General features: G+C 54.5%; 14 protein-coding genes, 3 tRNA genes, 9 pseudogenes and 1 other annotated feature. Of the genes and pseudogenes, 18 read left to right on the forward strand and 8 right to left on the reverse strand.

Annotated features, from left to right (window positions below; all coding sequences use genetic code 11):
* Positions 1-21: 21 nt before the first annotated feature.
* Positions 22-425 (reverse strand): annotated as a pseudogene (locus tag ACTBDU_RS03990) (transposase); the annotation flags it as partial.
* A gap of 72 nt (positions 426-497) precedes the next feature.
* Between ACTBDU_RS03990 and argH the strand changes: the two are divergent.
* Together argH and oxyR are read left to right on the forward strand one after the other, a co-directional pair.
* A pseudogene (gene argH / locus ACTBDU_RS03995) lies at positions 498-1,645 on the forward strand (argininosuccinate lyase); the annotation flags it as partial.
* 381 nt (positions 1,646-2,026) lie between these two features.
* A complete protein-coding gene (gene oxyR / locus ACTBDU_RS04000; RefSeq protein ID WP_438805672.1) occupies positions 2,027-2,944 on the forward strand; it encodes a DNA-binding transcriptional regulator OxyR in 918 nt (305 codons plus the stop codon).
* Here the strand turns inward: oxyR and sthA are convergent.
* Positions 2,927-4,324, reverse strand: a complete 1,398-nt coding sequence (gene sthA / locus ACTBDU_RS04005; protein WP_438805634.1) for a Si-specific NAD(P)(+) transhydrogenase — start codon at positions 4,322-4,324, stop codon at positions 2,927-2,929. The two genes, oxyR and sthA, sit on opposite strands and share 18 nt — an antisense overlap.
* 244 nt (positions 4,325-4,568) lie before the next feature.
* Here sthA and fabR point away from each other — a divergent pair, with 244 nt between their 5' ends.
* Together fabR and ACTBDU_RS04015 are read left to right on the forward strand one after the other, a co-directional pair.
* Complete coding sequence (gene fabR, locus ACTBDU_RS04010; RefSeq protein ID WP_438805635.1) at positions 4,569-5,213, forward strand: HTH-type transcriptional repressor FabR; 645 nt, start codon at positions 4,569-4,571, stop codon at positions 5,211-5,213.
* A 3-nt stretch (positions 5,214-5,216) separates the two neighbouring features.
* A complete protein-coding gene (locus ACTBDU_RS04015; RefSeq protein WP_438805636.1) occupies positions 5,217-5,594 on the forward strand; it encodes a YijD family membrane protein in 378 nt (125 codons plus the stop codon).
* A 28-nt stretch (positions 5,595-5,622) separates the two neighbouring features.
* On the opposite strand, the gene trmA is transcribed toward ACTBDU_RS04015, so the two are convergent.
* Positions 5,623-6,738 (reverse strand): tRNA (uridine(54)-C5)-methyltransferase TrmA, encoded by a 1,116-nt coding sequence (trmA, locus tag ACTBDU_RS04020; RefSeq protein WP_438805673.1) that lies wholly within the window; start codon positions 6,736-6,738, stop codon positions 5,623-5,625.
* Positions 6,739-6,987: 249 nt separating this feature from the next.
* Between trmA and ACTBDU_RS04025 the strand changes: the two are divergent.
* Positions 6,988-8,202 (forward strand): annotated as a pseudogene (locus ACTBDU_RS04025) (TonB-dependent receptor plug domain-containing protein); the annotation flags it as partial.
* Between the two features lie 10 nt (positions 8,203-8,212).
* On the opposite strand, the pseudogene ACTBDU_RS04030 reads toward ACTBDU_RS04025, so the two are convergent.
* Positions 8,213-9,383, reverse strand: a pseudogene (locus tag ACTBDU_RS04030) (IS3 family transposase).
* A 73-nt stretch (positions 9,384-9,456) separates the two neighbouring features.
* Between ACTBDU_RS04030 and btuB the strand changes: the two are divergent.
* Together btuB and murI are read left to right on the forward strand one after the other, a co-directional pair.
* A pseudogene (gene btuB, locus ACTBDU_RS04035) lies at positions 9,457-9,813 on the forward strand (TonB-dependent vitamin B12 receptor BtuB); the annotation flags it as partial.
* The gene (gene murI / locus ACTBDU_RS04040; protein ID WP_438805637.1) at positions 9,758-10,630 is read left to right on the forward strand and encodes a glutamate racemase; all 873 of its coding nucleotides are present in this window, start codon (positions 9,758-9,760) and stop codon (positions 10,628-10,630) included. The pseudogene btuB and the gene murI, both read left to right, overlap by 56 nt.
* A gap of 619 nt (positions 10,631-11,249) precedes the next feature.
* Positions 11,250-12,090: a sequence feature (16S ribosomal RNA rRNA prediction is too short), on the forward strand.
* Between the two features lie 168 nt (positions 12,091-12,258).
* Here the strand turns inward: murI and ACTBDU_RS04045 are convergent.
* Positions 12,259-13,331 (reverse strand): annotated as a pseudogene (locus tag ACTBDU_RS04045) (IS3 family transposase).
* 116 nt (positions 13,332-13,447) lie between these two features.
* Here ACTBDU_RS04045 and murB point away from each other — a divergent pair.
* Both murB and birA read left to right on the forward strand, forming a co-directional pair.
* The gene (gene murB / locus ACTBDU_RS04050) at positions 13,448-14,506 is read left to right on the forward strand and encodes a UDP-N-acetylmuramate dehydrogenase (RefSeq protein ID WP_438805638.1); all 1,059 of its coding nucleotides are present in this window, start codon (positions 13,448-13,450) and stop codon (positions 14,504-14,506) included.
* A complete protein-coding gene (gene birA, locus ACTBDU_RS04055; protein WP_438805639.1) occupies positions 14,481-15,440 on the forward strand; it encodes a bifunctional biotin--[acetyl-CoA-carboxylase] ligase/biotin operon repressor BirA in 960 nt (319 codons plus the stop codon). The genes murB and birA overlap by 26 nt, the downstream gene beginning before the upstream one ends.
* Positions 15,441-15,713: 273 nt before the next feature.
* Here the strand turns inward: birA and ACTBDU_RS04060 are convergent.
* Positions 15,714-15,944, reverse strand: a pseudogene (locus tag ACTBDU_RS04060) (Type 1 glutamine amidotransferase-like domain-containing protein); the annotation flags it as partial.
* On the opposite strand from ACTBDU_RS04060, the gene ACTBDU_RS04065 reads away from it, so the two are divergent.
* Positions 15,880-16,035, forward strand: a complete 156-nt coding sequence (locus ACTBDU_RS04065; RefSeq protein WP_438805640.1) for a hypothetical protein — start codon at positions 15,880-15,882, stop codon at positions 16,033-16,035. The pseudogene ACTBDU_RS04060 and the gene ACTBDU_RS04065 sit on opposite strands and share 65 nt — an antisense overlap.
* A 29-nt stretch (positions 16,036-16,064) precedes the next feature.
* Here ACTBDU_RS04065 and coaA read toward each other — a convergent pair whose 3' ends face one another.
* The gene (gene coaA / locus ACTBDU_RS04070; RefSeq protein ID WP_438805641.1) at positions 16,065-17,015 is read right to left on the reverse strand and encodes a type I pantothenate kinase; all 951 of its coding nucleotides are present in this window, start codon (positions 17,013-17,015) and stop codon (positions 16,065-16,067) included.
* A 412-nt stretch (positions 17,016-17,427) separates the two neighbouring features.
* On the opposite strand from coaA, the gene ACTBDU_RS04075 reads away from it, so the two are divergent.
* From ACTBDU_RS04075 to ACTBDU_RS04085, 3 genes are all read left to right on the forward strand, one after another.
* A tRNA-Thr gene (locus ACTBDU_RS04075) sits at positions 17,428-17,503 on the forward strand.
* A gap of 171 nt (positions 17,504-17,674) precedes the next feature.
* Positions 17,675-17,749 (forward strand) — tRNA-Gly (locus ACTBDU_RS04080).
* 4 nt (positions 17,750-17,753) lie between these two features.
* Positions 17,754-17,829: transfer RNA gene (locus ACTBDU_RS04085), tRNA-Thr, on the forward strand.
* 96 nt (positions 17,830-17,925) lie between these two features.
* Here ACTBDU_RS04085 and ACTBDU_RS04090 read toward each other — a convergent pair.
* Positions 17,926-19,126: pseudogene (locus ACTBDU_RS04090) on the reverse strand (IS3 family transposase).
* A gap of 106 nt (positions 19,127-19,232) precedes the next feature.
* On the opposite strand from ACTBDU_RS04090, the pseudogene tuf reads away from it, so the two are divergent.
* The 5 genes and pseudogenes from tuf to rplA form a co-directional block, all read left to right on the forward strand.
* Positions 19,233-19,457 (forward strand): annotated as a pseudogene (gene tuf, locus ACTBDU_RS04095) (elongation factor Tu); the annotation flags it as partial.
* A gap of 264 nt (positions 19,458-19,721) precedes the next feature.
* Positions 19,722-20,105 (forward strand): preprotein translocase subunit SecE, encoded by a 384-nt coding sequence (secE, locus tag ACTBDU_RS04100; protein ID WP_438805642.1) that lies wholly within the window; start codon positions 19,722-19,724, stop codon positions 20,103-20,105.
* Between the two features lies 1 nt (position 20,106).
* Complete coding sequence (gene nusG, locus ACTBDU_RS04105; protein WP_438805643.1) at positions 20,107-20,652, forward strand: transcription termination/antitermination protein NusG; 546 nt, start codon at positions 20,107-20,109, stop codon at positions 20,650-20,652.
* Between the two features lie 142 nt (positions 20,653-20,794).
* Positions 20,795-21,223 carry a 50S ribosomal protein L11 gene (gene rplK, locus ACTBDU_RS04110; RefSeq protein WP_438805644.1) on the forward strand — a complete coding sequence of 143 codons (429 nt, stop codon included), beginning with the start codon at positions 20,795-20,797 and terminating at the stop codon, positions 21,221-21,223.
* A gap of 3 nt (positions 21,224-21,226) precedes the next feature.
* Positions 21,227-21,931: a 50S ribosomal protein L1 gene (gene rplA, locus ACTBDU_RS04115; RefSeq protein WP_438805645.1), complete on the forward strand. Its 705-nt coding sequence runs from the start codon at positions 21,227-21,229 to the stop codon at positions 21,929-21,931.
* Positions 21,932-22,228: the final 297 nt, after the last annotated feature.

Below are 22,228 nucleotides of genomic sequence, written 5' to 3' on the forward strand. Positions count from 1 at the left end.
AATAGCGTTCGCCTACCGGCTTGGCCTGTCAGGACGACTTTTCCAGTATTTGTAACTGCTGCGATGAACACTGAACACGTGGCAGAGTGTGGCCACAGGATAACGCGCTCTGAGTTTCCCGATTAACGGGAACTGTTCAGGGAGTCTGACATCAAGAGCGCTGTAGCCTTTTTTAATATTTCATTTTCCATTTCAATGCGTTGTACCTTCTTCTTGAGCTCACGTATTTCGATTTGTGCCGGGGTTATGGGAGAGGCTTTTGGCGTTTCCCCCTGTCGCTTATCACGCAGTTGTTTTACCCATTTCATCATCGTAGAAAAACCGACGTCCATGGCTTTTGCTGCTGGCGCGGCGGTGTAATTTTGGTCGACAACCAGTTGAGCGGATTTGCGTTTGAATTCAGGACTAAAATTTCTTCTTTTCATTGGTGCACCCGTGTTGTTCTGAGGTGAGAATATCACCTCTGTTCAGGTGGCCAAATTTAGTGTGCCACTACACTCGCGAGCGATGCAGAAGATATCCATAGCTGGGTAGAGCAGCGCTTGATTGATAAAGTGGGCGATTTAGGCAAAAAGTTGCACACCGGACGCGGCCGAAACGATCAGGTGGCGACCGATCTCAAGCTGTGGTGTAAAGCGCAGGTCACCGAGCTGCTTGGCGCGATACATTTATTGCAGCAGGCGCTGGTCCATGACCGCCGTGCCCCATCAGGACGTGGTGATGCCCGGCTATACCCATTTGCAGCGCGCGCAACCCATCACCTTCGCCCACTGGTGTCTGGCCTACAGCGAAATGCTCGCCCGCGATGAAAGCCGCCTGCGCGACACGTTGACACGTCTGGACTTCAGCCCGCTCGGCGCCGTCGCGCAGGCCGGTACCGCCTATGCTATCGATCGCGACAAGCTGGCCGGCTGGCTGGGTTTTGCTTCTGCGACACGCAACAGTCTGGATAGCATTTCCGATCGCGATCATGTTTTGGAACTCCTGTCGGATGCGGCAATTGGTATGGTGCACCTTTCCCGCTTCGCCGAAGATCTGATTTTCTTTAATACCGGCGAGGCGGGCTTCATCGAATTATCGGATCGCGTCACTTCCGGCTCGTCGCTGATGCCGCAGAAGAAAAACCCCGATGCGCTGGAGCTTATCCGCGACAAATGCGGACGAGTGCAGAGCGCGTTGACCGGCATGATGATGACGTTGAAGGGCCTGCCGCTGGCCTATAACAAGGATATGCAGGAAGATAAAGAGGAGCTGTTCGACGCGCTGGATAGCTGGGTTGACTGTCTGCATATGGCGGCGCTGGTGCTCGATGGGATCCAACTAAAATCGTCGCGCTGCAGCGAAGCGGCGCAGCAGGGTTATGCCAACGCCACTGAACTGGCGGATTATCTGGCGGCGCGGGGGATCCCTTTTCGCGCAGCGCACCATATTGTCGGCGAGGTAGTTGGTGGAAGCTATCCGTCAGGAAGTGCCCCTGGAAGCGCTACCGCTGGCGCGACTGCAGGCTTTCATCCCGGTGATTGACAATGATGTCTATCCGGTCCTGGCGCTGACGTCTTGCCTGGCGCAGCGTAAGGCGAAAGGCGGCGTGGCGGCGGCGCAGATCGCGCAGGCTATCGCTGAGGCAAAACAGCGGCTGGCATAAAGGCCGCGGCGCGGCGCCTGTCCATTGTTGCTATTATCGGGCAGGTGGGTGGATTGACGCGGTGGGTCCAGCATTGGCCCGCGGAGGCCATTTCTGCGGGCGGCCCGCATCTTCTACCAAAATGCTGACCGTTTTCGCGCTGCACGGTGCATCCATTGCTGCCTTCAGCCAATGATCGTCCTGATAGGCGGGGAATATCGCTTGCGGGACCTTTTTCCCTTCCTGACCCTGAACTTTCTCTCATCATTTTAACGATTATGGATGAAGTACAACACTATTAACCTGTGGCGGTAATTATTATTGATTTTAGCTATTGATAGGGTTAATCGTTGATTGCTATTCTATTTATCGACGCGGACTATCGCGTCGATGGAGGAATTCATGAACATTCGCGATCTAGAATATTTGGTGGCTTTGGCCGAGCATCGTCATTTCCGACGCGCCGCCGACTCCTGCCACGTCAGTCAGCCCACTCTCAGCGGACAGGTGCGCAAGCTGGAAGATGAATTGGGCGTGATGCTGTTGGAACGAACCAGCCGTAAAGTGCTGTTCACCCAAGCCGGCCTGCTGCTGGTGGATCAGGCGCGTACGGTGCTGCGGGAAGTAAAAGTTCTGCGCGAGATGGCCAGCCAGCAGGGAGAATCCATGTCGGGGCCGCTGCATATCGGCCTAATCCCTACCGTGGGGCCGTATCTGCTGCCGCATATTGTTCCGACGCTGCACCAGACCTTTCCCAAGCTGGAAATGTATTTGCATGAGTCCCAAACCAGCCAACTGTTACAACAGCTCGACAGCGGCAGGCTGGACTGCGTCATTTTTGCGCTGGTAAAGGAGTCAGAAGCGTTTATTGAAGTGCCTTTGTTTGACGAACCGATGCAGTTGGCGATTTATGCCGATCATCCCTGGGCGGATCGCGATCGGGTGCCGATGTCCGATCTGGCCGGCGAGCGGCTGCTCATGCTGGAGGATGGCCACTGTTTGCGCGATCAGGCGATGGGCTTTTGCTTCCAGGCCGGTGCCGACGAGGACACCCATTTTCGCGCCACCAGCCTGGAAACCCTGCGCAATATGGTGGCGGCGGGCAGCGGCGTTACCTTGCTGCCCTCCCTGGCGGTACCGCGGGAGCGCAAGCGGGATGGCGTTTGCTATCTCCCCTGTTACAAACCGGAACCGAAACGTACCATTGCGCTGGTGTATCGCCCCGGTTCACCGCTGCGTGCCCGCTATGAGCAACTGGCGGACTGTATCCGCAGTCATATGCAAGCCTACATGGGCACCGGCTTAAAACAGGCGGTTTAAGCCGTTAAGCGCCGCCACCCGGTAGGCTTCCGCCATGGTGGGATAATTGAAGGTGGTATTGGCGAAATATTCAATGGTATTACCTTCTCCCCTCTGCTCCATGATGGCCTGGCCGATATGAATAATCTCGGCGGCGCGTTCGCCAAAACAGTGGATGCCGAGGATTTGCTTCGTCTCGCGGTGAAATAACAATTTCAGGCTCCCGACATTCATGCCGACGATTTGCGCCCGCGCCAAATGTTTGAACTGTGCGCGTCCGACTTCATACGGGACTTTCATCGCCGTAAGCTCTTGCTCGGTTTTGCCGACAGAGCTGATTTCGGGGATGGTATATATGCCGGTGGGAATATTTTCAATCAGCTGCACATTGGCCTGCCCTTTAATGATCACCTGCGCGGCGATACGGCCCTGATCATAAGCCGCGGAGGCCAGGCTGGGGTAGCCAATCACATCGCCGACCGCGTAAATATGGCGGGCGGCGGTCCGATACATGCTGTTAACTTTGATAAGCCCGCGGCTGTCCGCTTCCAGCCCGACCTTGTCCAGCTTAAGCGTATCGGTATTGCCGGTGCGGCCGTTGGCGTAGAGCAGACAATCAGCTTTCATGCGCTTGCCGGAGCGGAAACGCACCTCAACGCCGTCATCGAGCCCTTTGATTTTTTCGTATTCCTCGTTGTGACGGATAACTACCCCGTTTTCCCAGAAATGGTAGGACAAGGCGTCAGACATCTCCTGATCGAGGAACGCCAGCAGCCGATCCCGGGTATTGATTAAATCCACCTTGATGTTCATGCCGCGGAAAATAGAGGCGTACTCGCAGCCGATAACGCCGGCACCGTAAATAATCACATGGTGGGGATCGTGCTTCAGGTCGAGGATAGAGTCGCTGGCGTAAATACGCGGATGGTTGAAATCCACATCCTGGGGGTGATAGGGCCGGGAGCCGCAGGCGATGACGATATTTTCCGCGCTCAGGGTCTCGGTCGTGTTATCGCCGTAGTGGATCTGCACCCGGTGTTCATCGACGAAGCTGGCCTCGCCGGTAAAGATCTGGCAGTGGTTGCGCTCGTAAAAACCCTGGCGCATGTGGGTTTGCTGCTTTATGACCTGATCGGCATGGCGCAAAATATCGGCGAAGCCGGTGTGGGGCGGACGGGTATTACCGTGCAGCGGGCTTCGATTGACTTCAATAATCCGGCTGACCGCCTGGCGCAGCGCTTTGGAGGGAATGGTGCCCCAGTGGGTGCAGCCGCCGCCGACGTTGTCATAGCGCTCAATGACCGCGACGCGCGCGAAACGCTTGGTTAATCCCATGGCGGCGCCTTCGCCGCCGGGACCGGAACCGATAATAATGGCATCGTAATCGTACTTTGGTTGCATAGCTGTCCCAACCCGATGAATACAAATTAACAACCTAATTGTAACATCAACGCCCGCATATCCCAATTGACAACGTATCGGGCGGGCGGTAATCGCACGGATCATCCCTTCGCGCGTCCGGGCACGGTCCAGGATCGTGGCAGGAGGCTCGGGACGCTAAAATACACAGGTTGTATCAACGCTGTTGCAACAAATTTTGATATAATTGTTTTTTTACATTAATGGCGAGGCTGGATGGTTTTATATGGGCATCAGAGCGCAACAGAAAGAGCGGACCCGGCGTTCGCTCATTGAGGCGGCATTCAGCCAGTTGAGCGCTGAACGCAGTTTCGCCAGCTTGAGCCTGCGTGAAGTTGCCCGCCAAGCCGGTATTGCGCCCACCTCGTTTTACCGCCATTTCCGCGATGTGGATGAGCTTGGCCTCACCATGGTGGACGAAAGCGGACTGATGTTGCGCCAGCTGATGCGCCAGGCGCGTCAGCGTATCGCCAAGGGCGGCAGCGTGATCCGTACGTCGGTGGCCACGTTTATGGAATTTATCGGTAACAACCCCAACGCTTTCCGCCTGCTGCTGCGTGAACGTTCCGGCACCTCCAGCGCCTTCCGCGGCGCGGTGGCGCGGGAAATCCAGCATTTCATCGCCGAGCTGGCCGATTATTTGGAAATCGATAACCATATGCCGCGCAGCTTTACCGAAGCGCAGGCGGAGGCGATGGTCATCATCGTGTTCAATGCTGGCGCCGAGGCGCTGGATGTCGATCTTGAGCAGCGCCGCCAGCTGGAAGAGCGGCTGGTACTGCAGCTGCGCATGATATCCAAAGGGGCTTTTTATTGGTACCGTCGCGAGCAGGAAAAAGCGCTGACCCTTACTCAGAATAATGGCAGGTAACAGATGACCCAACACCCCCTTGCAGAGAAAGGCACACTGCTGTTGGCACTGATCGCGGGCTTGTCCCTTAACGGTAGTTTCACCGCGCTTTTCAGCGCCATCGTCCCCTTTTCCCTCTTCCCGCCGATTGCGCTGGCCCTGGCGCTGTATTGCCTGCATCAGCGTTATCACCAGAGTGCCATGCCGCCGGGTTATCCGCTGCTGGTGGCGGCGAATTTCCTGCTTGGGCTGTTATTGTACAGCGCGATTGTCCGCGCCGAATATCCCGCTATCGGCTCGAATTTCGTGCCGTCAATATTGGCGGTGGTGCTGGTCTTGTGGATTGGCCGGCGGCTGAAAATCCTGCGCCGCACGCAAGCGGACGGCGATGAAAATTACTGATGTTTGAATCAGGCATGGCGTCGATGGCTTAAACCGCCGTGGCCTTGCGCACCAGCAACACGCCACATTCCATATGGTGGGTGTAGGGGAACTGATCAAATAGCGCCAGCCGCTTAATAGCGTGGGTGGTAGAGAGCGTGGAAAGGTTGCGGCACAGAGAATCAGGGTTGCAGGAGATGTACAGGATCCGTGGATACGCCTGCACCATGCTGGCCGTCGCCTCGTCCAGCCCGCTACGTGGCGGATCAACAAAAATCGTTTCGCAACGGTAGCTCTGTAAATTAATCTCCTTAAGACGGGTAAACTCCCGCTCTTTGCGCATCGCCTGGGTAAACTCCTCAGCCGACATACGGACTATCTGCACATTATCGATATGATTTGCGGCGATGTTATAGTGCGCGGCGTCCACCGACGGTTTGGCGATTTCGGTGGCAAGCACCCGGTCGAAATGACGCGCCAGCGCCAGCGAAAAATTGCCGTTGCCGCAGTATAGTTCCAGCAAATTCCCCTGCGCGCCTTCGGTGGCCGCCAGCGCCCATTCTAGCATGTGTACATTGACTCCGGCATTGGGCTGGGTAAAGCTGTTCTCGATCTGCCGGTAAATGAGCGTGCTGCTGGCGACGGTCAAGCGCTCGTCGACATAATCGCGATCCAGGCAGATTTTCGTCTTGGTGGCGCGACCGATAAACTGGATGTGGTAACCGCGGGCGCGCAAGGCGTCACGCAGGCCTGCGGCGCATTCGTGCCAGGCGTCGTCCAGCGGCCGGTGATAAATGAGGGTCACCACCGCCTCACCGCTTTGCGTCGTGAGATAGTCTATTTGAAACAGCTTGGCGCGCAACAGAGGTTGTGGGCGGATGGCTGTCATCATTTCGGCCATAAGCGCATTGATGAGCGGACTGCCGGGCATGAAATGATCGATGCGGATCCGCGCTTTGGTCTGCGGATCGAACATGATGTGATACAGGTCATCCTCATCATGCCAGATGCGAAATTCGGCACGCATGCGATAATGCGCGGGCTGTGAGCGGAAAATCTGCGCGTCAGGCGCCTGGAACGCCAGCATCATCTGCCGCAGACGCGCCGCTTTCTCCGCCAACTGCTGTTCATACTGATCGATGGGTAACGTCTCGGGCGTAGTAATGGTCGTTTCCTGCTGGCCGGGCGGTCATTACCGCTTTTGCCCGGGATTGTAGGGAATGAACGGTTAATGTCCAGTTTTGTCGCCTGTCATTGTTAAGGTGCATTTGTTTCCTAGAGACGTTTATTACCGGGACGGTAGGATTATTGGCCGGCCAGAACGTGGGCGGTTTTCCGTCGCCTGCTCAAGGTCCGCCATCGGCGGCCGGTACCTGTCACCCGCGGCGTCCTGCCAATCGATTGGATGCCAAAAATGTTTAAAACAAAAACGACCGTGCTGGTGACGCTCTCCGTCACGGCCTTTTCAGGCTGGGGGCAAGCGACTGGCCCAACTCAGGCCGACGGCGGTAATGCGCTGATAGTTTCCGCGAACCGTTTCCCGCAACCCGTTTCCACGGTACTGGCGCCGGTTAGCGTGGTCACCCGCGACGACATCGATCGTGGACAGATCAAATCCGTGGCCGAGACGCTAAGGCGGTTGCCGGGGGTGGACATCGGTCAGAACGGCGGTCTCGGCCAGCAAAGCTCGCTGTTCATTCACGGCACGAATGCCAGCCATGCGCTGGTGTTAATCGATGGCGTGCGCATGAATCAGGCGGGCATATCCGGCTCATCCGATCTCAGCCAGATCCCCATCGCGCTGGTATAGCGCATTGAATATATCCGCGGACCGCGTTCGGCGGTCTACAGCTCGGATGCGATCGGCGGCGTGGTCAATATTTATCACTACCCGTGAGCAGAACGGCAGCACGCTCAGCGCCGGCATGGGCTCCCACGGTTATCAGACCTACGATGGCGCTACCCACCAGCAGTTGGGGGAGAATACGAGACCGCCACCCTGGCGGGTAATTATACCTATACCCGCGGATTTGATGTTCGGGCCAATTTGCCGGATACCTACGGCGACCCGGCACAGCCCGATCGCGATGCTTTTATGAGTAAAACCTTGTACGCCGGGCTGGAACATCGGTTCAACGATCGGTTCAGCGGGTTTGCCCGCACCTATGGTTTCAGCAACTGCAGCGCCTACGATGGTACCTATTCTTATAGCGACTTTAATCATCCGGACGTGCTGCCGGACACCCGCCAGCTCTACAGCCACACCTGGGACACCGGCCTGCGTTTCCAGCAAGGGATCTATGCGTCCCAATTGTCCTTCAGCTACAACCATACCAAAGACTATAACTACGATCTGCACTATGGCCCCTATGCGGATTCCGCCACGCTGGATGATTCTCAGCAGTATTATTTAGCGTGGGGAAACACGCTGCACATTACGCACGGCACCGCCAGCGACGGGGTGGATTGGCAGAAGCAGACTACCGAGCCCGGCACCAATTATCTCAGCGATGGCTATGAACAGCGTAACACCGGCCTGTATGCCACGGTGCGGCAGTTGTACGGTCCTGTCACCCTGGAAGGGGCGGCCAGAGAGGATGATAATTCGCAATTTGGCTGGCACGGTACATGTGTAGTGGTCAACTAAAACTGGCCACCGCGTTAGCCTTTTTCCAGTATCTATTTTCTGATTTGTTTGGTGGCAACCCACCGTTATATTCATGCGGCCTGAGTGCGCTGTAATATCCCACGATATAGTCGGTAATTTCATAAGCTGCTTCGCTGAAGCTTATATGGCCCGTTACCGGTATCCACTCGTTTTTCAGACTTCTGAAGAAGCGCTCCATCGGACTGTTATCCCAACAGTTACCACGCCGACTCATGCTTTGTTTGATCCGGTAACGCCACAGCAACTGTCGGAACTGCCTGCTCGTATAGTGGCTACCCTGATCGCTGTGGAACATCACTCCGGCTGGTTTACCACGCGTTTCCCATGCCATTTCCAGTGCTTTGATGGTCAATCTGCTGTCCGGGGAGAACGATATAGCCCAGCCCACCGTTTTCCTCGCGAACAGATCAAGAACAACCGCAAGGTATCCCCAGCGTTTCCCGGTCCAGATATACGTCACATCGCCGCGCCATACCTGGTTTGGCTCCGTTACAGCGAACTGGCGGTTGAGATGGTTTGGTATTTCAACCTGTTCATTGCCGCCGCGTTTGTATTTGTGAGCCGGTAGCTGGCAGCTGGCGATACCCAGCTCTTTCATCAGCTTACCGGCCAGCCAGCGCCCCCATCCGGAAGCCTCTCTGGGTTGCCATGGTGGCGATACTTCTCGCGCCAGCTGCACCATGGCTGATACTGTGCAGTTCATGAACCTGACTGCGCAATAGCGTTCGCCTACCGGCTTGGCCTGTCAGGACGACTTTTCCAGTATTTGTAACTGCTGCGATGAACACTGAACACGTGGCAGAGTGTGGCCACAGGATAACGCGCTCTGAGTTTCCCGATTAACGGGAACTGTTCAGGGAGTCTGACATCAAGAGCGCTGTAGCCTTTTTTAATATTTCATTTTCCATTTCAATGCGTTGTACCTTCTTCTTGAGCTCACGTATTTCGATTTGTTCCGGTGTTATGGGAGAGGCTTTTGGTGTTTTCCCCTGTCGCTCATCACGCAGTTGTTTTACCCATTTCGTTATCGTAGAAAGGCCGACGTCCATAGCTTTTGCTGCTTGTGCGGCGGTGTAATTTTGGTCGACAATGAGTTGAGCGGATTCGCGTTTGAATTCAGGACTAAAATTTCTTCTTTTCATTGGTGCACCCGTGTTGTTTTGAGGTGAGCATATCACCTCTGTTCAGGTGGCCAAATTCAGTGTGCCACTACAGCTGTCCCATCAGGTGACGCTGGAATATCTCGATCCGCGTGATGCCAAGACCAATGAGATTTTGGCCCGCCGCGCGAAACAACAGGTGAAATACCAGTTGGACTGGCGGGTGGCCGATATCAATTGGTCGCTGAATTACCGTTACCTTGGGCAGCGTTGGGATACTAATTACAACACCAATCAACGCGTACGGCTGGGAGGGATCAGTCTGTGGGATATTGCGACGCCATATCCGCTGACAAACCAATTGACGGTTCGTGGTAGACTGGCCAATGTGTTCGGTAAAAATTATGAGGCAGCTTATGGCTACCAGACTGCAGGACGGGAATTCTATCTCACCGGAACCTATGCTTTCTGACGGCAGTGCCGCCAAATGGCCCACTATTCTTGTCTTTGACTCTGGCGTGGGGGGCCTATCAATCTATGATGAAGTCAGGCAAACGTTGCCCAATGCCCATTATTTGTACGTTTTTGACAATGAGGCCTTCCCTTATGGGGAAAAACCGGAGCAGTTCATTGTCGATAGGGTCCTCGCCATTGTCGGTGCGATGTGGCGACAGCATAAGATCGATTTGGTCATCGTTGCCTGCAATACCGCCAGCACCACATCATTGCCGGCGTTGCGCGAGCGTTTTCCCTGTCCGATTATCGGCGTAGTACCGGCGATCAAACCGGCGGCCCAACTCACCCGCAATGGTATCGTCGGGTTGCTGGCGACGCGCGCTACGGTACAACGCAGTTACACCCATGATCTCATCAGTCAATACGCAGGCGATTGCCAAATTTTGCAGTTAGGGACGGCCGAACTGGTGGATATGGCGGAAGCCAAATTGCACGGCGAATTGGTGCCGCTGCCGGTGTTGCGTAAACTTCTGCGCCCCTGGCTAAGGGCAGCGGAGCCGCCTGACACGGTCGTGCTGGGCTGTACCCACTTCCCCTTGCTGAGCCAGGAACTCCAGGTGGTACTACCGGAAGGAACCCGTCTAGTCGATTCCGGGTCGGCCATTGCCCGCTGCGCGGCCTGGCTGGTGGAGCATGACATGGACGTCAACAGCCTGCAGGGCGAATCTGGACCGAATAAAGCTTACTGCCTCGCTACCACGCCACAGGCGGTAGCGCTGATGCCGGCACTGACGCGCTATGGTTTCGGCTCATTGGGAATGCTTACGCTTTAACACCACTCGATGCGGCCTCTCGGCGCGCGTTATTGCCTGTCCTTTCGCGAGTCGGATGTCAGCCGTCCCTGGGATCGCCCCCCGGTGGCGGAAAGATTATGGCCGGGAGGCAATTTGGGAATAAGGGTACAAGGGAACAGGGTAATAAGTGAACAAAGGCATAATGATTTTGTAGCGTAGTATCGGCATCGGACTTGACTGAAAACCATCGTCAGACCGTCCCCTAGACAAGGGAAAACAAGCGCTTTGTTTAATTTATCGCCAGTTGACGCAAAAGTTACAATTAGCGCTTGTCACCGGCCGTGGAGGCATTTATAATGCGCCTTCGCTGGCAGGGAATAGGCGCTTTCGCTGCGCCGCGACGGCTCGTTCAAAACCAAAAGGATGACCACGGGCAAATAAAAGCTCGATACCATAGCGGAAAAGCGTAACATACGCCACCCGCGCCGGTCAAGAAAAACAGCCTCCCGGCACTGCTCTTTAACAATTTATCAGACAATCTGTGTGGGCACTCACAAGACGACATCGACATACCGAAATATCAAGTCTTGAAGGGTGAACAACGAATATTCATAGGAATACCGGTTTTAATTCTTTGAGCATTAAGCTTTTAATTGAAGAGTTTGATTATGGCTCAGATTGAACGCTGGCGGCAGGCCTAACACATGTAAGTCGAGCGGGAGACGGGTAAGTAACGTCTAAGGATCTGCCCGATGAAAAAGGATAACTACTGGAAACGGTAACTAATACCGCATAACGTCGCAAGACCAAAGTGGGGGACCTTCGGGCCTCACACCATCGGATGAACCCAGGTGGAATTAGCTAGTAGGTAAAGTAATGGCTCACCTAGGCGGTGATCACTAGCTGGTCTGAGAGGATGACCAGCCACACTGGAACTGAGGCACGGTCCAGACTCCTACGGGAGGCAGCAGTAGGGAATATTGCACAATAGGGAAAATCTTGATGCAGCCATGCCGCGTGTGTGAAGAAAGCCTTCAAGTTGTAAAGCACTTTCAGCGGTGAGGAAGGCGGTAGCGTTAACAGCGCTATCTATTGACGTTACCCGTAGAAGAAGCACCGGTTAATTCCGTGCTAGCAGCCGCGGCAATACGGAGGGTGCAAGCGTTAATCAAAATTACTGGGCGTAAAGCGTACGCAGGTGGTTTGTTAAGTCAGATGTGAAATTTCCGGGCTTAACCTGGGAACTGCATTTGCAACTAGCAGGCTAGAGTCTCGTAAAGGGGGGGGTAAAATTCCAGGTGTAGCGGTGAAATGCGTAGAGATCTGGAAGAATACCGGTGGCGAAGGCGGTCCCCTGGACGAAGACTGACGCTCAGGTACGAAAGCGTGGGGAGCAAACAGGATTAGATACCCTGGTAGTCCACGCTGTAAAAAATGTCAATTTGAAGATTGTAGCCTTGAGGCGTAGCTTTCAAAGCTAACGCGTTAAATCAACCGCCTAGGGAGTACGGCCGCAAGGTTAAAACTCAAATAAATTAACGGGGGTCCGCACAAGCGGTGGAGCATGTGGTTTAATTCGATGCAACGCGAAGAACCTTACCTACTCTTGACATCCAGAAAACCTGGCAGAGATGCTTTGGTGCCTTCAGGACCTCTGAGTGTAGTGGTCAACTAAAACTGGCCACCGCGTTAGCGCTTTTCCAGTATCTATTTTCTGATTCGTTTGGTGGAACAGCCCACCGTTATATTCATGCGGCCTAGGTGCGCTGTAATATCCCACGATATAATCGGTAATTTCATGAGCTGCTTCGCTGAAGCTTATGTAGCCCGTTACCGGTATCCACTCGTTTTTCAGAGTTCTGAAGAAGCGCTTCATCGGACTGTTATCCCAACAGTTACCCCGCCGACTCACGCCTTGTTTAATCCGGTAACGCCACAGCAACTGTCGGAACTGCCTGCTCGTATAGTGGCTACCCTGATCGCTGTAAAACATCACTCCGGCTGGTTTACCAGGCGTTTCCCATGCCATTTCCAGTGCTTTGATAAGCAGGTTGCTGTTCGGGGAGAACGACATAGCCCAGCCCACCGGTTTCCTCGCGAACAGATCAGGAACAACCGCAAGGTATGCCCAGCGTTTCCCGGTCCAGATGTACGTCACATCGCCGCACCATACCTGGTTTGGCTCCGTTACAGCGAACTGGCGGTTGAGGTGGTTCGGTATTCCAACGTGTTCATTGCCGCCGCGTTTGTATTTGTGAGTCGGTAGCTGGCAGCTGGCGATACCCAGCTCTTTCATGAGCCTGACTGCGTAATACCGCTCGCCCGCCTGCCGTCTGGCCTGTCAGGACGGCTTTTCCAATATTTATAACTGCTGCGATGAACCCTGAACATGTGGCAAAGTGTGGCCATAGGATAATGCGCTCTGAGTTTCCCGATTAACAAGAACTTTTCAGGGAGTCTGACATCAAGAGCGCTGTAGTTTTTCTTAATGTTTCGTTTTCCATTTCAATGCGTTGTACCTTCTTCTTGAGCTCATGTATTTCGATTTGTTCCGGGGTTATGGGAAAGGTTTTTGGCGTTTTCCCCATGTCGCTCATCACGTAGTTGTTTTACCCATTTCGTCATCGTAAAAAGGCCGACGTCCATGGCTTTTGCTGCTTGCGCGGCGGTGTAATTTTTGGTCGACAACCAGTTGAGCGGATTCGCGTTTGAATTTAGGACTAAAATTTCTTCTTTTCATTGGTACACCCGTGTTGTTCTGAGGTGAACGTATCACCTCTGTTCAGGTGGCCAAATTCAGTGTGCCACTACAGATCAAGTAAACTAACGGCAATAAAAGTAAAGACAGGTTATGTAATGATGACGGACAGTGGGACGTTAAAGCACCTGAACAGCTTTGCCATTGATGTGCGGGCACGGCGTGTAATCGCGGCGTATACGGAGGCCGAGCTGTTCACGCTATGGCAGCAGGCTGCGGACAACGCTACGCCGGCGCTGGTGTTGGGTGGCGGTAGCAATGTGTTGTTTCTGGAAAACTATGCCGGCACCGTGTTGCTGAACCGGATTGCGGGCGTAACAATCGAAGAGCGTCCCGACGCTTGGCATTTGCATGTCGGCGCCGGAGAAGTGTGGCATGACCTGGTGCGCACCTGTCTCGAACAACACATGCCGGGTCTGGAGAATCTGGCACTGATACCCGGCTGCGTTGGTTCTGCGCCAATTCAGAACATTGGCGCTTATGGCGCCGAGCTGCGTCAGTTCTGTGACTATGTCGATGTGCTGCAGTTGGCAACCGGCACCTTACGTCGCCTGAGTGCGGCTGAATGTCAATTCGGTTACCGCGACAGTATCTTTAAGCACGCGCTGCGCGAACGCCACGCCATTGTTGCAGTGGGCCTTCGGCTCGCCAAAGCCTGGCAACCGGTATTGACCTATAACGATCTGGCCCGCCTGGATCCGCAGCAAGTCACTCCGCGGCTGGTTTATGATACGGTTTGCGCGATGCGTCGCACGAAATTGCCTGACCCGGCGTTGCCCTGCAGCGCCGGGAGTTTTTTCAAAAATCCGGTTATTGATGCTTCAAGAGCGGAACGACTGTTAAGCCGCTACCTTGATGCCCCCCATTATCCTCAGCTAGAGGGCGGGGTGAAGCTGGCGGCAGGTTGGCTTATCGATCGCTGCGGACTCAAAGGTTATCGCCTCGGCGGTGCGGCGGTGCATGATAAACAGGCGCTGGTTTTAGTCAATGCTGATAACGCGACGGGTGAGGATATTGCCGCGCTGGCGCGCTATGTGCGTCAACAGGTTGCGGAGCGGTTTGCGGTCTGGCTGGAGCCTGAAGTGCGGTTTATTGGCACCTTTGGTGAGGTGGATGCGGTGGGAGCAATACATGAAAGACGTGACCATCCCGCTTAAACTCATTAGTTTATTGGCCGATGGTGAGTTTCATTCTGGCGAACAATTTGGTGCGGCGTTGAGAATAAACCGTGCTGCCATCAACAAACACATTCAAATGGTGCGCAACTGGGGTGTGGATGTCTTTACGGTGCCCGGCAAAGGCTATCGTTTATATGCCCCGCTGCAGTTGCTGGATGAAAGCGTCATCCGCGCGCGCTTACCGGCGGGTCGGCTGGCGGTGTTGGCGGTAATTGACTCCACCAATCAGTATTTAATCGAACGTATCGGCACCGTACAGCCGGGCGATGCCTGCGTGGCGGAGTATCAGGCGCAAGGGCGCGGTCGGCGCGGTCGCCAGTGGATATCGCCGTTCGGCAATAATCTGTATTTGTCATTGTATTGGCGTCTTGAGCAAGGCCCGCCGGCGGCAGACGGCCTCAGTCTGATGGTCGGTATTGTCATGGCGGAGGTATTGCAACGCCTTGGCGCAGAAGGGGTTCGCGTGAAGTGGCCGAACGATCTCTATCTGAACGACCGCAAACTGGCCGGGATTCTGGTGGAAATTTCCGGTAAGGCTGGGGATGCCGCCCATGTCGTGATAGGTGTTGGAATCAACTTGGCGATGCGCGAAAACGCGGTGGGTAAAATCGACCAAGGATGGATTAACTTGCAGGAAGCGGGTATCGCCATCGACCGTAACGCACTGGCCGCAGAATTGACCGACACGCTGCGACAGGCGTTGCGGCAATTCGAGCGTGACGGGTTTGCACCGTTTGTCGCCCGCTGGCAGGCGCTGGACAACTTCTTTGACCGGCCGGTGAAGTTGCTTATTGGCGAACGGGAAATCAAGGGGGTTGCACGTGAAATCGACGCGCAAGGGGCCTTGCTGCTGGAGCAGGAAGGGAAACTGCATGCCTATTTGGGCGGAGAAATATCGCTGCGCGGCCAGTAGCCGTGACGCTTTTGCCGCTGAGGACGGGACGGCTTTGGGCTGCTGCCCATCGCCGCCGTCACGTCGCCCGGCCGGGGCGCTGGCGTTTAATCCAAGGGAAGCAGACTCCCCGGCGTCAGCACGCCCGGCGCCCGGATCGGGCAAATCGGCGCGAGGAAGCGCCGCATCGTAGGGGCCGGCAAGCGTCGCTGCGCCCCCGATCAGCGTTAACCAATCGCCCTCCTGCACCCGGCGGTGGATCGCACGCAGCAAGCCACGGTCGCGACAGTGTTTCAACAAATGAAAGGTATTGCCGCCACCGATGATAATGACCTCGGCATTCGCCACGGCCGCACTGGCGTCTGCCGTTTTATGGATACCCGTTACCTCGACGGTTAGCGGCTCTAGCGCTTGTCTGACTTTATCGGTATAGGCGTCCCAATCGACGCCGGCAAACGGTATGAACAGCGCCCGCCGCCTGCCCCGCAGCAGGGTCGCTAATCGGGCCGATGGCGTGCTCCAGATAGCGTTTACCGGGGCATGGATAGGGATCTGCGGCGGCGTGCAGATTCGCGCTGACGAGACGCCGCCGCTTCCGATGCCGGCAGAAAAGTAAGGTGGATCTGCCGCAGTACCAGCACGACCCTATTTGCGCAGCCGGACTCTCTCCACCGCATGATTGGTGCTTTTACCAAGGATAAGACTCGCGCGCTCGCGGGTAGGCAGAATGTTTTGCTGCAGGTTGCGGCCGTTGATTTCGCTCCACAGCTGGCTGGCGACGGCGACCGCCTTTTGCTCCGAAAGCTGGGAATAATGGTGAAAATAGGAGTCGGGATCGGAAAATGCGCCCTGGCGAAACTTTAGAAAACGATTGATATACCAGCTCTGCAGCAGCGTCTCAGGCGCATCGACATAGATGGAAAAGTCGACAAAGTCGGAGACGAACACGCGGTGTGGATCGTGGTTATAATCGCTGCCGCTTTGCAGCACGTTTAATCCCTCCAGTATCAGAATGTCTGGTTGGGAAATGACTTTCTGTTCGTCGGGCACAACGTCGTAAATCAAGTGTGAATAGACCGGGGCCGTCACGCGCGGCGTGCCTGATTTCACTTTCGAGACGAAATTGACCAGACTGCGGATATCATAGGACTCCGGAAAGCCCTTTTTCTTCATGAGATCCCGCTGCTTGAGTACGCTGTTGGGATGCAAAAACCCGTCGGTCGTCACTAGCTCTACCGTGCGGTGTTCGGGCCAGCGGCTCAACAGCGCCTGCAGCACGCGCGCCGTAGTGCTCTTGCCTACCGCCACGCTGCCGGCGATGCCGATGATATAGGGAATACGCTGGCCGTCGGTGCCAAGGAATTGCTCCAGCACGGCCTGGCGGCGCAGATTGGAACTAATATAAAAGTTGAGCAAACGCGACAGCGGCAGATAAATCTCCGCCACTTCTTCAAGGGAAAGATCTTCATTTATCCCCTTGAGCTTGACGATTTCTGCTTCGGTGAGCGTCAGCGGCACGGAATTACGCAACGCGGCCCACTGTTTGCGGCTGAATTGCAGGTATGGCGTGGGGGGAGATTGCACAGCTTTAATCATAACGTGAGAAAGCCTGTTGCACAGTCTATTCAGGGCACAGAACGCTAACCCGGAAAAAAAACAAGCTGCAATAATATAGACAGCTTCGTACCCAGCGTAGAGTATTTTTTCTGCCGCGGGTGAGGAATTGCGAGCCTGCCGTGCGATCCTCGACCGCCGTCGCCCCTGCCGTTACCGGTGTGTGGTCATGTGGTCATTCATGAGTAAACAGGGCAATGCCGGGGCTGTACCCGTTGCGCCGACAGTGCTACTGTGCCGCCCACAGCGTGATCTTCCACTGCTTCGAGCATGAATAATAACCAATTTTGCGCGTGCCGTTGTGAAATTGGGTAATTTCTGAGCGAAAATGCGAATTACGCGATTTTTTTGTTGCATAGGTCGTCCGCTCTACCTAGAATGCACAGCACGTGATGCCGGCATAGCTCAGTTGGTAGAGCAACTGACTTGTAATCAGTAGGTCGAGGGTTCGACTCCTTCTGCCGGCACCAAAAAAAATCTGGTGGGGTTCGCGAGCGGCAAAAAAAGCAGACTGTAAATCTGCCGTCACAGACTTCGAAAATTCGGGTCAAGCAAAGCGAGACAACGATGCGCAGCATCGGCCCGGAATCCTGGCATCAATCTACAATCTACAAAAATATCAGGTAGCCGAGTTCCAAGATGCGGGCATCGTATAATGGCTATTACCTCAACCTTCCAAGCTGATGATGTGGGTTCAATTCCCACTGCCCGCTCCAATGTGCTGATATAGCTCAGTTGGTAGAGCGCACCCTTGGTAAGGGTGAGGTCGGCAGTTCGAATCTGCCTATCAGCACCACTTCTAGTCTCCCTCCTGATCCCCTTTCTGTAAAAAAACAAATTCAGCAGGCATGTTGCCTGGTTGATGTGGTGATACCACTGATATATTCGTGTCTTAGAGGAACAATTGTAGTGGCTGTAGTGGCCAACTAAAACTGGCCACCGCGTTAGCGTTTTTCCAGTATTTATTTTCTGATCCGTTTGGTGGCACCCCACTGTTATATTCATGCGGCCCGAGTGCGCTGTAATATCCCACGATATAGTCGGTAATTTCATGAGCTGCTTCGCTGAAGCTTATGTAGCCCGTTACCGGTACCCGCTCGTTTTTCAGACTTCTGATAGAAGCGCTCCATCAAACTGTTATCCCAACAGTTACCCCGCCGACTCATGCTTTGTTTGATCCGGTAACGCCACAGCAACTGTCGGAACTGCCTGCTCGTATAGTAGCTACCCTGATCGCTGTGGAACATCACTCCGGCTGGTTTACCACGCGGTTCCCATGCCATTTCCAGTGCTTTGATGGTCAGTCTGCTGTCCGGGGAGAACGATATAGCCCAGCCCACAGGTTTCTTTGCGAACAGATCAAGAACAACCGCAAGGTATGCCCAGCGTTTCCCGGTCCAGATATACGTCACATCGCCGCACCATACCTGATTTGGCTCCGTTACAGCGAACTGGCGCTCAAGATAATTCGGGATCGCAACATGCTCCTAACCGCCACGCTTATACCTGTGCGTCTGCTGCTGACAACTGACCAGCCCCAGCTCTTTCATGAGTCTACCTGCGAGCCAGCACCCCACCCGGAAGCCTTTCTGGATTGCCATGGTGGCGATACTTCTCGCGCCAGCTGCACCATAACTGATATTGTGCAGTTCATAACCCTGACTGCGCAATACCTTTCGCCTGCCGTCTGGCCTGTCAGGACGACTTTTCCAGTATTTGTAACTGCTGCGATGAACCCTGAACACGTGGCAGAGTGTGGCCACGGGATAACGCGCTCTGAGTTTCCCAATTAACGAGAACTGTTCAGGGAGTCTGACATCAAGAGCGCTGTAGCCTTTTTTAATATTTTGTTTTCCATTTCAATGCGTTGTACCTTCTTCTTGAGCTCACGTATTTCGATTTGTTCCGGGGTTATGGGAGAGGCTTTTGGCGTTTTCCCCTGTCGCTCATTACGCAGTTGTTTTACCCATTTCGTGATCGTAGAAATGGCCGACGTCCATGACTTTTGCTGCTTGCGCGGCGGTGTAATTTTGGTCGACAACCAGTTGAGCGGATTTGCGTTTGAATTCAGGAGTAAAATTTCTTCTTTTCATTGGTGCACCCGTGTTGTTCTGAGGTGAGCATAGCACCCTCTGTTCAGGTGGCCAAATTCAGTGTGCCACTACAGTTCTGGGCCGAGCCGGGCTCGATCAAAGCCGCACACCGTTCTTCAAAGGCTACCGCCCGCAGTTCTACTTCCGTACGACTGACGTGACCGGTACCATCGAACTGCCGGAAGGCGTTGAAATGGTCATGCCTGGCGGCAACATCAAGATGGTTGTTAACCTGATTGCCCCGATCGCCATGGACGACGGCCTGCGTTTCGCTATCCGCGAAGGCGGCCGTACCGTTGGCGCCGGCGTTGTTGCCAAAGTTATCGCTTAAGCCGGCAAATGCCGACATTTGTCGAATAACCATTTGACGCGACATGCGGTTAAAGGGCATCATTTGACGCCATTTTTCTACGCTGTGACAGAGAACCTATCTCATCGGCGATTCTAAGTCATAATCATTGGTGAGATGAGCTCTTGTTCTGTGGCGTAAAACTTCGAGGTAATGTTGCTCATTCAGGGCATACTTCGATTGGTAGCCTCATGCTTTGCGGGGCTAATAAGTTGTTTGTCTGAATCCTATGGTGACAGGTTTTTTATGAGTGCAAATACCGAAGCTCAAGGAGGCGGGCGCGGCCTGGAAGTGGTTAAGTGGTTAGTCGTCGCGATTCTGTTGGTCGTGGCTATCGTCGGTAACTATTACTACCGCAATTACCACTTGCTGTTGCGAGCGCTGGCTGTCGTGCTTATTATTGCTATCGCGGGCAGTGTAGCCATGATGACTGCCAAAGGCAAGTCCACCGTTGCGTTTGCGCGTGAAGTGCGCACCGAAGTACGTAAAGTGATTTGGCCGACCCGCCAGGAAACGTTACATACCACGTTAATCGCCGCCGCGGTGACCGCCGTGATGTCACTGATTCTGTGGGGGCTGGATGGCATTTTGGTCCGTGTGGTATCGTTTATTACTGGCCTGAGGTTCTAAGATGTCCGAAGCTTCAAAAAAACGCTGGTACGTCGTTCAAGCGTTTTCCGGTTTTGAGGGACGCGTAGCGCAGTCCCTTCGCGAACATATCAAACTTCATGATATGGAAGAGCTGTTTGGCGAAGTCATGGTGCCGACGGAAGAAGTGGTTGAAATTCGCGCCGGCCAGCGTCGTAAAAGCGAACGCAAGTTTTTTCCGGGTTATGTCCTGGTGCAGATGGTGATGAACGACGCCAGCTGGCATTTGGTGCGCAGCGTACCGCGCGTCATGGGTTTCATCGGCGGCACCTTGGATCGGCCTGCGCCTATTGGCGACAAAGAAGTCGACGCCATTATGAACCGCTTGCAGCAGGTCGGCGACAAGCCGCGCCCGAAAACCCTTTTCGAGCCGGGCGAGCTGGTTCGCGTCAACGATGGCCCCTTCGCCGACTTCAACGGCGTGGTGGAAGAAGTAGATTACGAAAAGAGCCGCCTGAAGGTGTCGGTCTCGATCTTTGGTCGCGCCACGCCTGTGGAGCTGGATTTCGGTCAGGTCGAGAAAAACTGAATCACCAACAACATTTTTGCTTGCTCGGGGCGCGAGATTAATCTAAAACTCCGCGCCTTCCGTTTTCATGCGTCTTTGTGCGCGTAAACGCTTATTCACGGGGAGCCATAAACGGCGCTAGCACCCATTAGAGGAAATCAACATGGCCAAGAAAGTACAAGCCTATGTCAAGCTGCAGGTTGCTGCAGGCATGGCAAACCCGAGTCCGCCGGTAGGTCCGGCCCTGGGTCAGCAGGGCGTTAACATCATGGAATTCTGCAAAGCCTTCAATGCCAAAACTGAGAGCATTGAAAAAGGGCTGCCGATTCCGGTTGTTATCACCGTGTATTCCGACCGTTCTTTCACTTTCGTTACCAAGACACCGCCGACCGCGGTGCTGCTGAAGAAAGCCGCAGGCATCAAATCCGGTTCCGGTAAGCCGAATAAAGACAAAGTCGGTAAAGTGACCAGCGCGCAGGTCCGTGAAATCGCGGAAACCAAAGCGGCTGATATGACCGGTGCCGACGTGGAAGCGATGTCTCGCTCCATTGCGGGTACCGCGCGTTCCATGGGCCTGGTAGTGGAGGATTAAGAAATGGCTAAACTGACCAAGCGCATGCGCGTCATCCGCGACAAAGTTGATTCCACCAAGCAGTACGACATCAGCGAAGCCGTAGCGCTGCTGAAAGAACTGGCTACCGCCAAGTTCGTTGAAAGCGTCGACGTTGCCGTCAATCTGGGCATTGATGCCCGTAAATCCGATCAGAACGTCCGTGGCGGTACCGTGCTGCCGCACGGCACCGGCCGCAGCGTACGCGTCGCCGTGTTCACCCAGGGCGCCGATGCGGAAGCGGCAAAAGCCGCCGGTGCAGACCTGGTCGGTATGGATGATCTGGCTGACCAGATTAAGAAAGGCGAGTTTAACTTTGAGGTGGTTATCGCTTCTCCGGACGCGATACGTGTTGTCGCCCAGCTGGGCCAGATCCTCGGTCCGCGCGGCCTGATGCCGAACCCGAAAGTCGGCACCGTGACTCCGAACGTCGCTGAAGCGGTTAAAAACGCCAAAGCCGGTCAGGTGCGCTATCGCAACGACAAAAACGGCATCATCCACACCACCATTGGTAAAGTGGACTTTGAGTCTGACAAATTGAAAGAAAACCTGGAAGCTCTGCTGGTCGCGCTGAAAAAAGCTAAACCGACGCAGGCTAAAGGCGTTTACATCAAGAAAGTCAGCCTGTCTACCACCATGGGCCCAGGTGTCGCCGTGGATCAAAGCGGCCTGTCCACCACAACCGCTTAATTATTGCTTTACGAGGGCGTTGGATTTGTCTAGAATTTAACGCCCAAAGTTTCGCCGGCGCGGTTTCCTTTTGACCGCGGGCGTAACAAACAGGTTTTTTCGGTTGGAGCTTGGCCTATCCAAGCCTCCGTCCAAGACCGCAGGTCCGTGTCATAGCACTTAATTTTCCTGCGTAGACGGTGACAGAGCCTGAATAACATTTTCGTTTGCTTGGATTCTGCTCACCGTATGTCGACGCTTACCGTCGCTGTGACGGTATGTAAAGTGAGTTCTGGGGGTACCCCGGTTAAATCCAGG

This window comes from Sodalis sp. (in: enterobacteria) (assembly GCF_051710625.1).
Lineage (GTDB): Bacteria > Pseudomonadota > Gammaproteobacteria > Enterobacterales > Enterobacteriaceae > JBPESN01.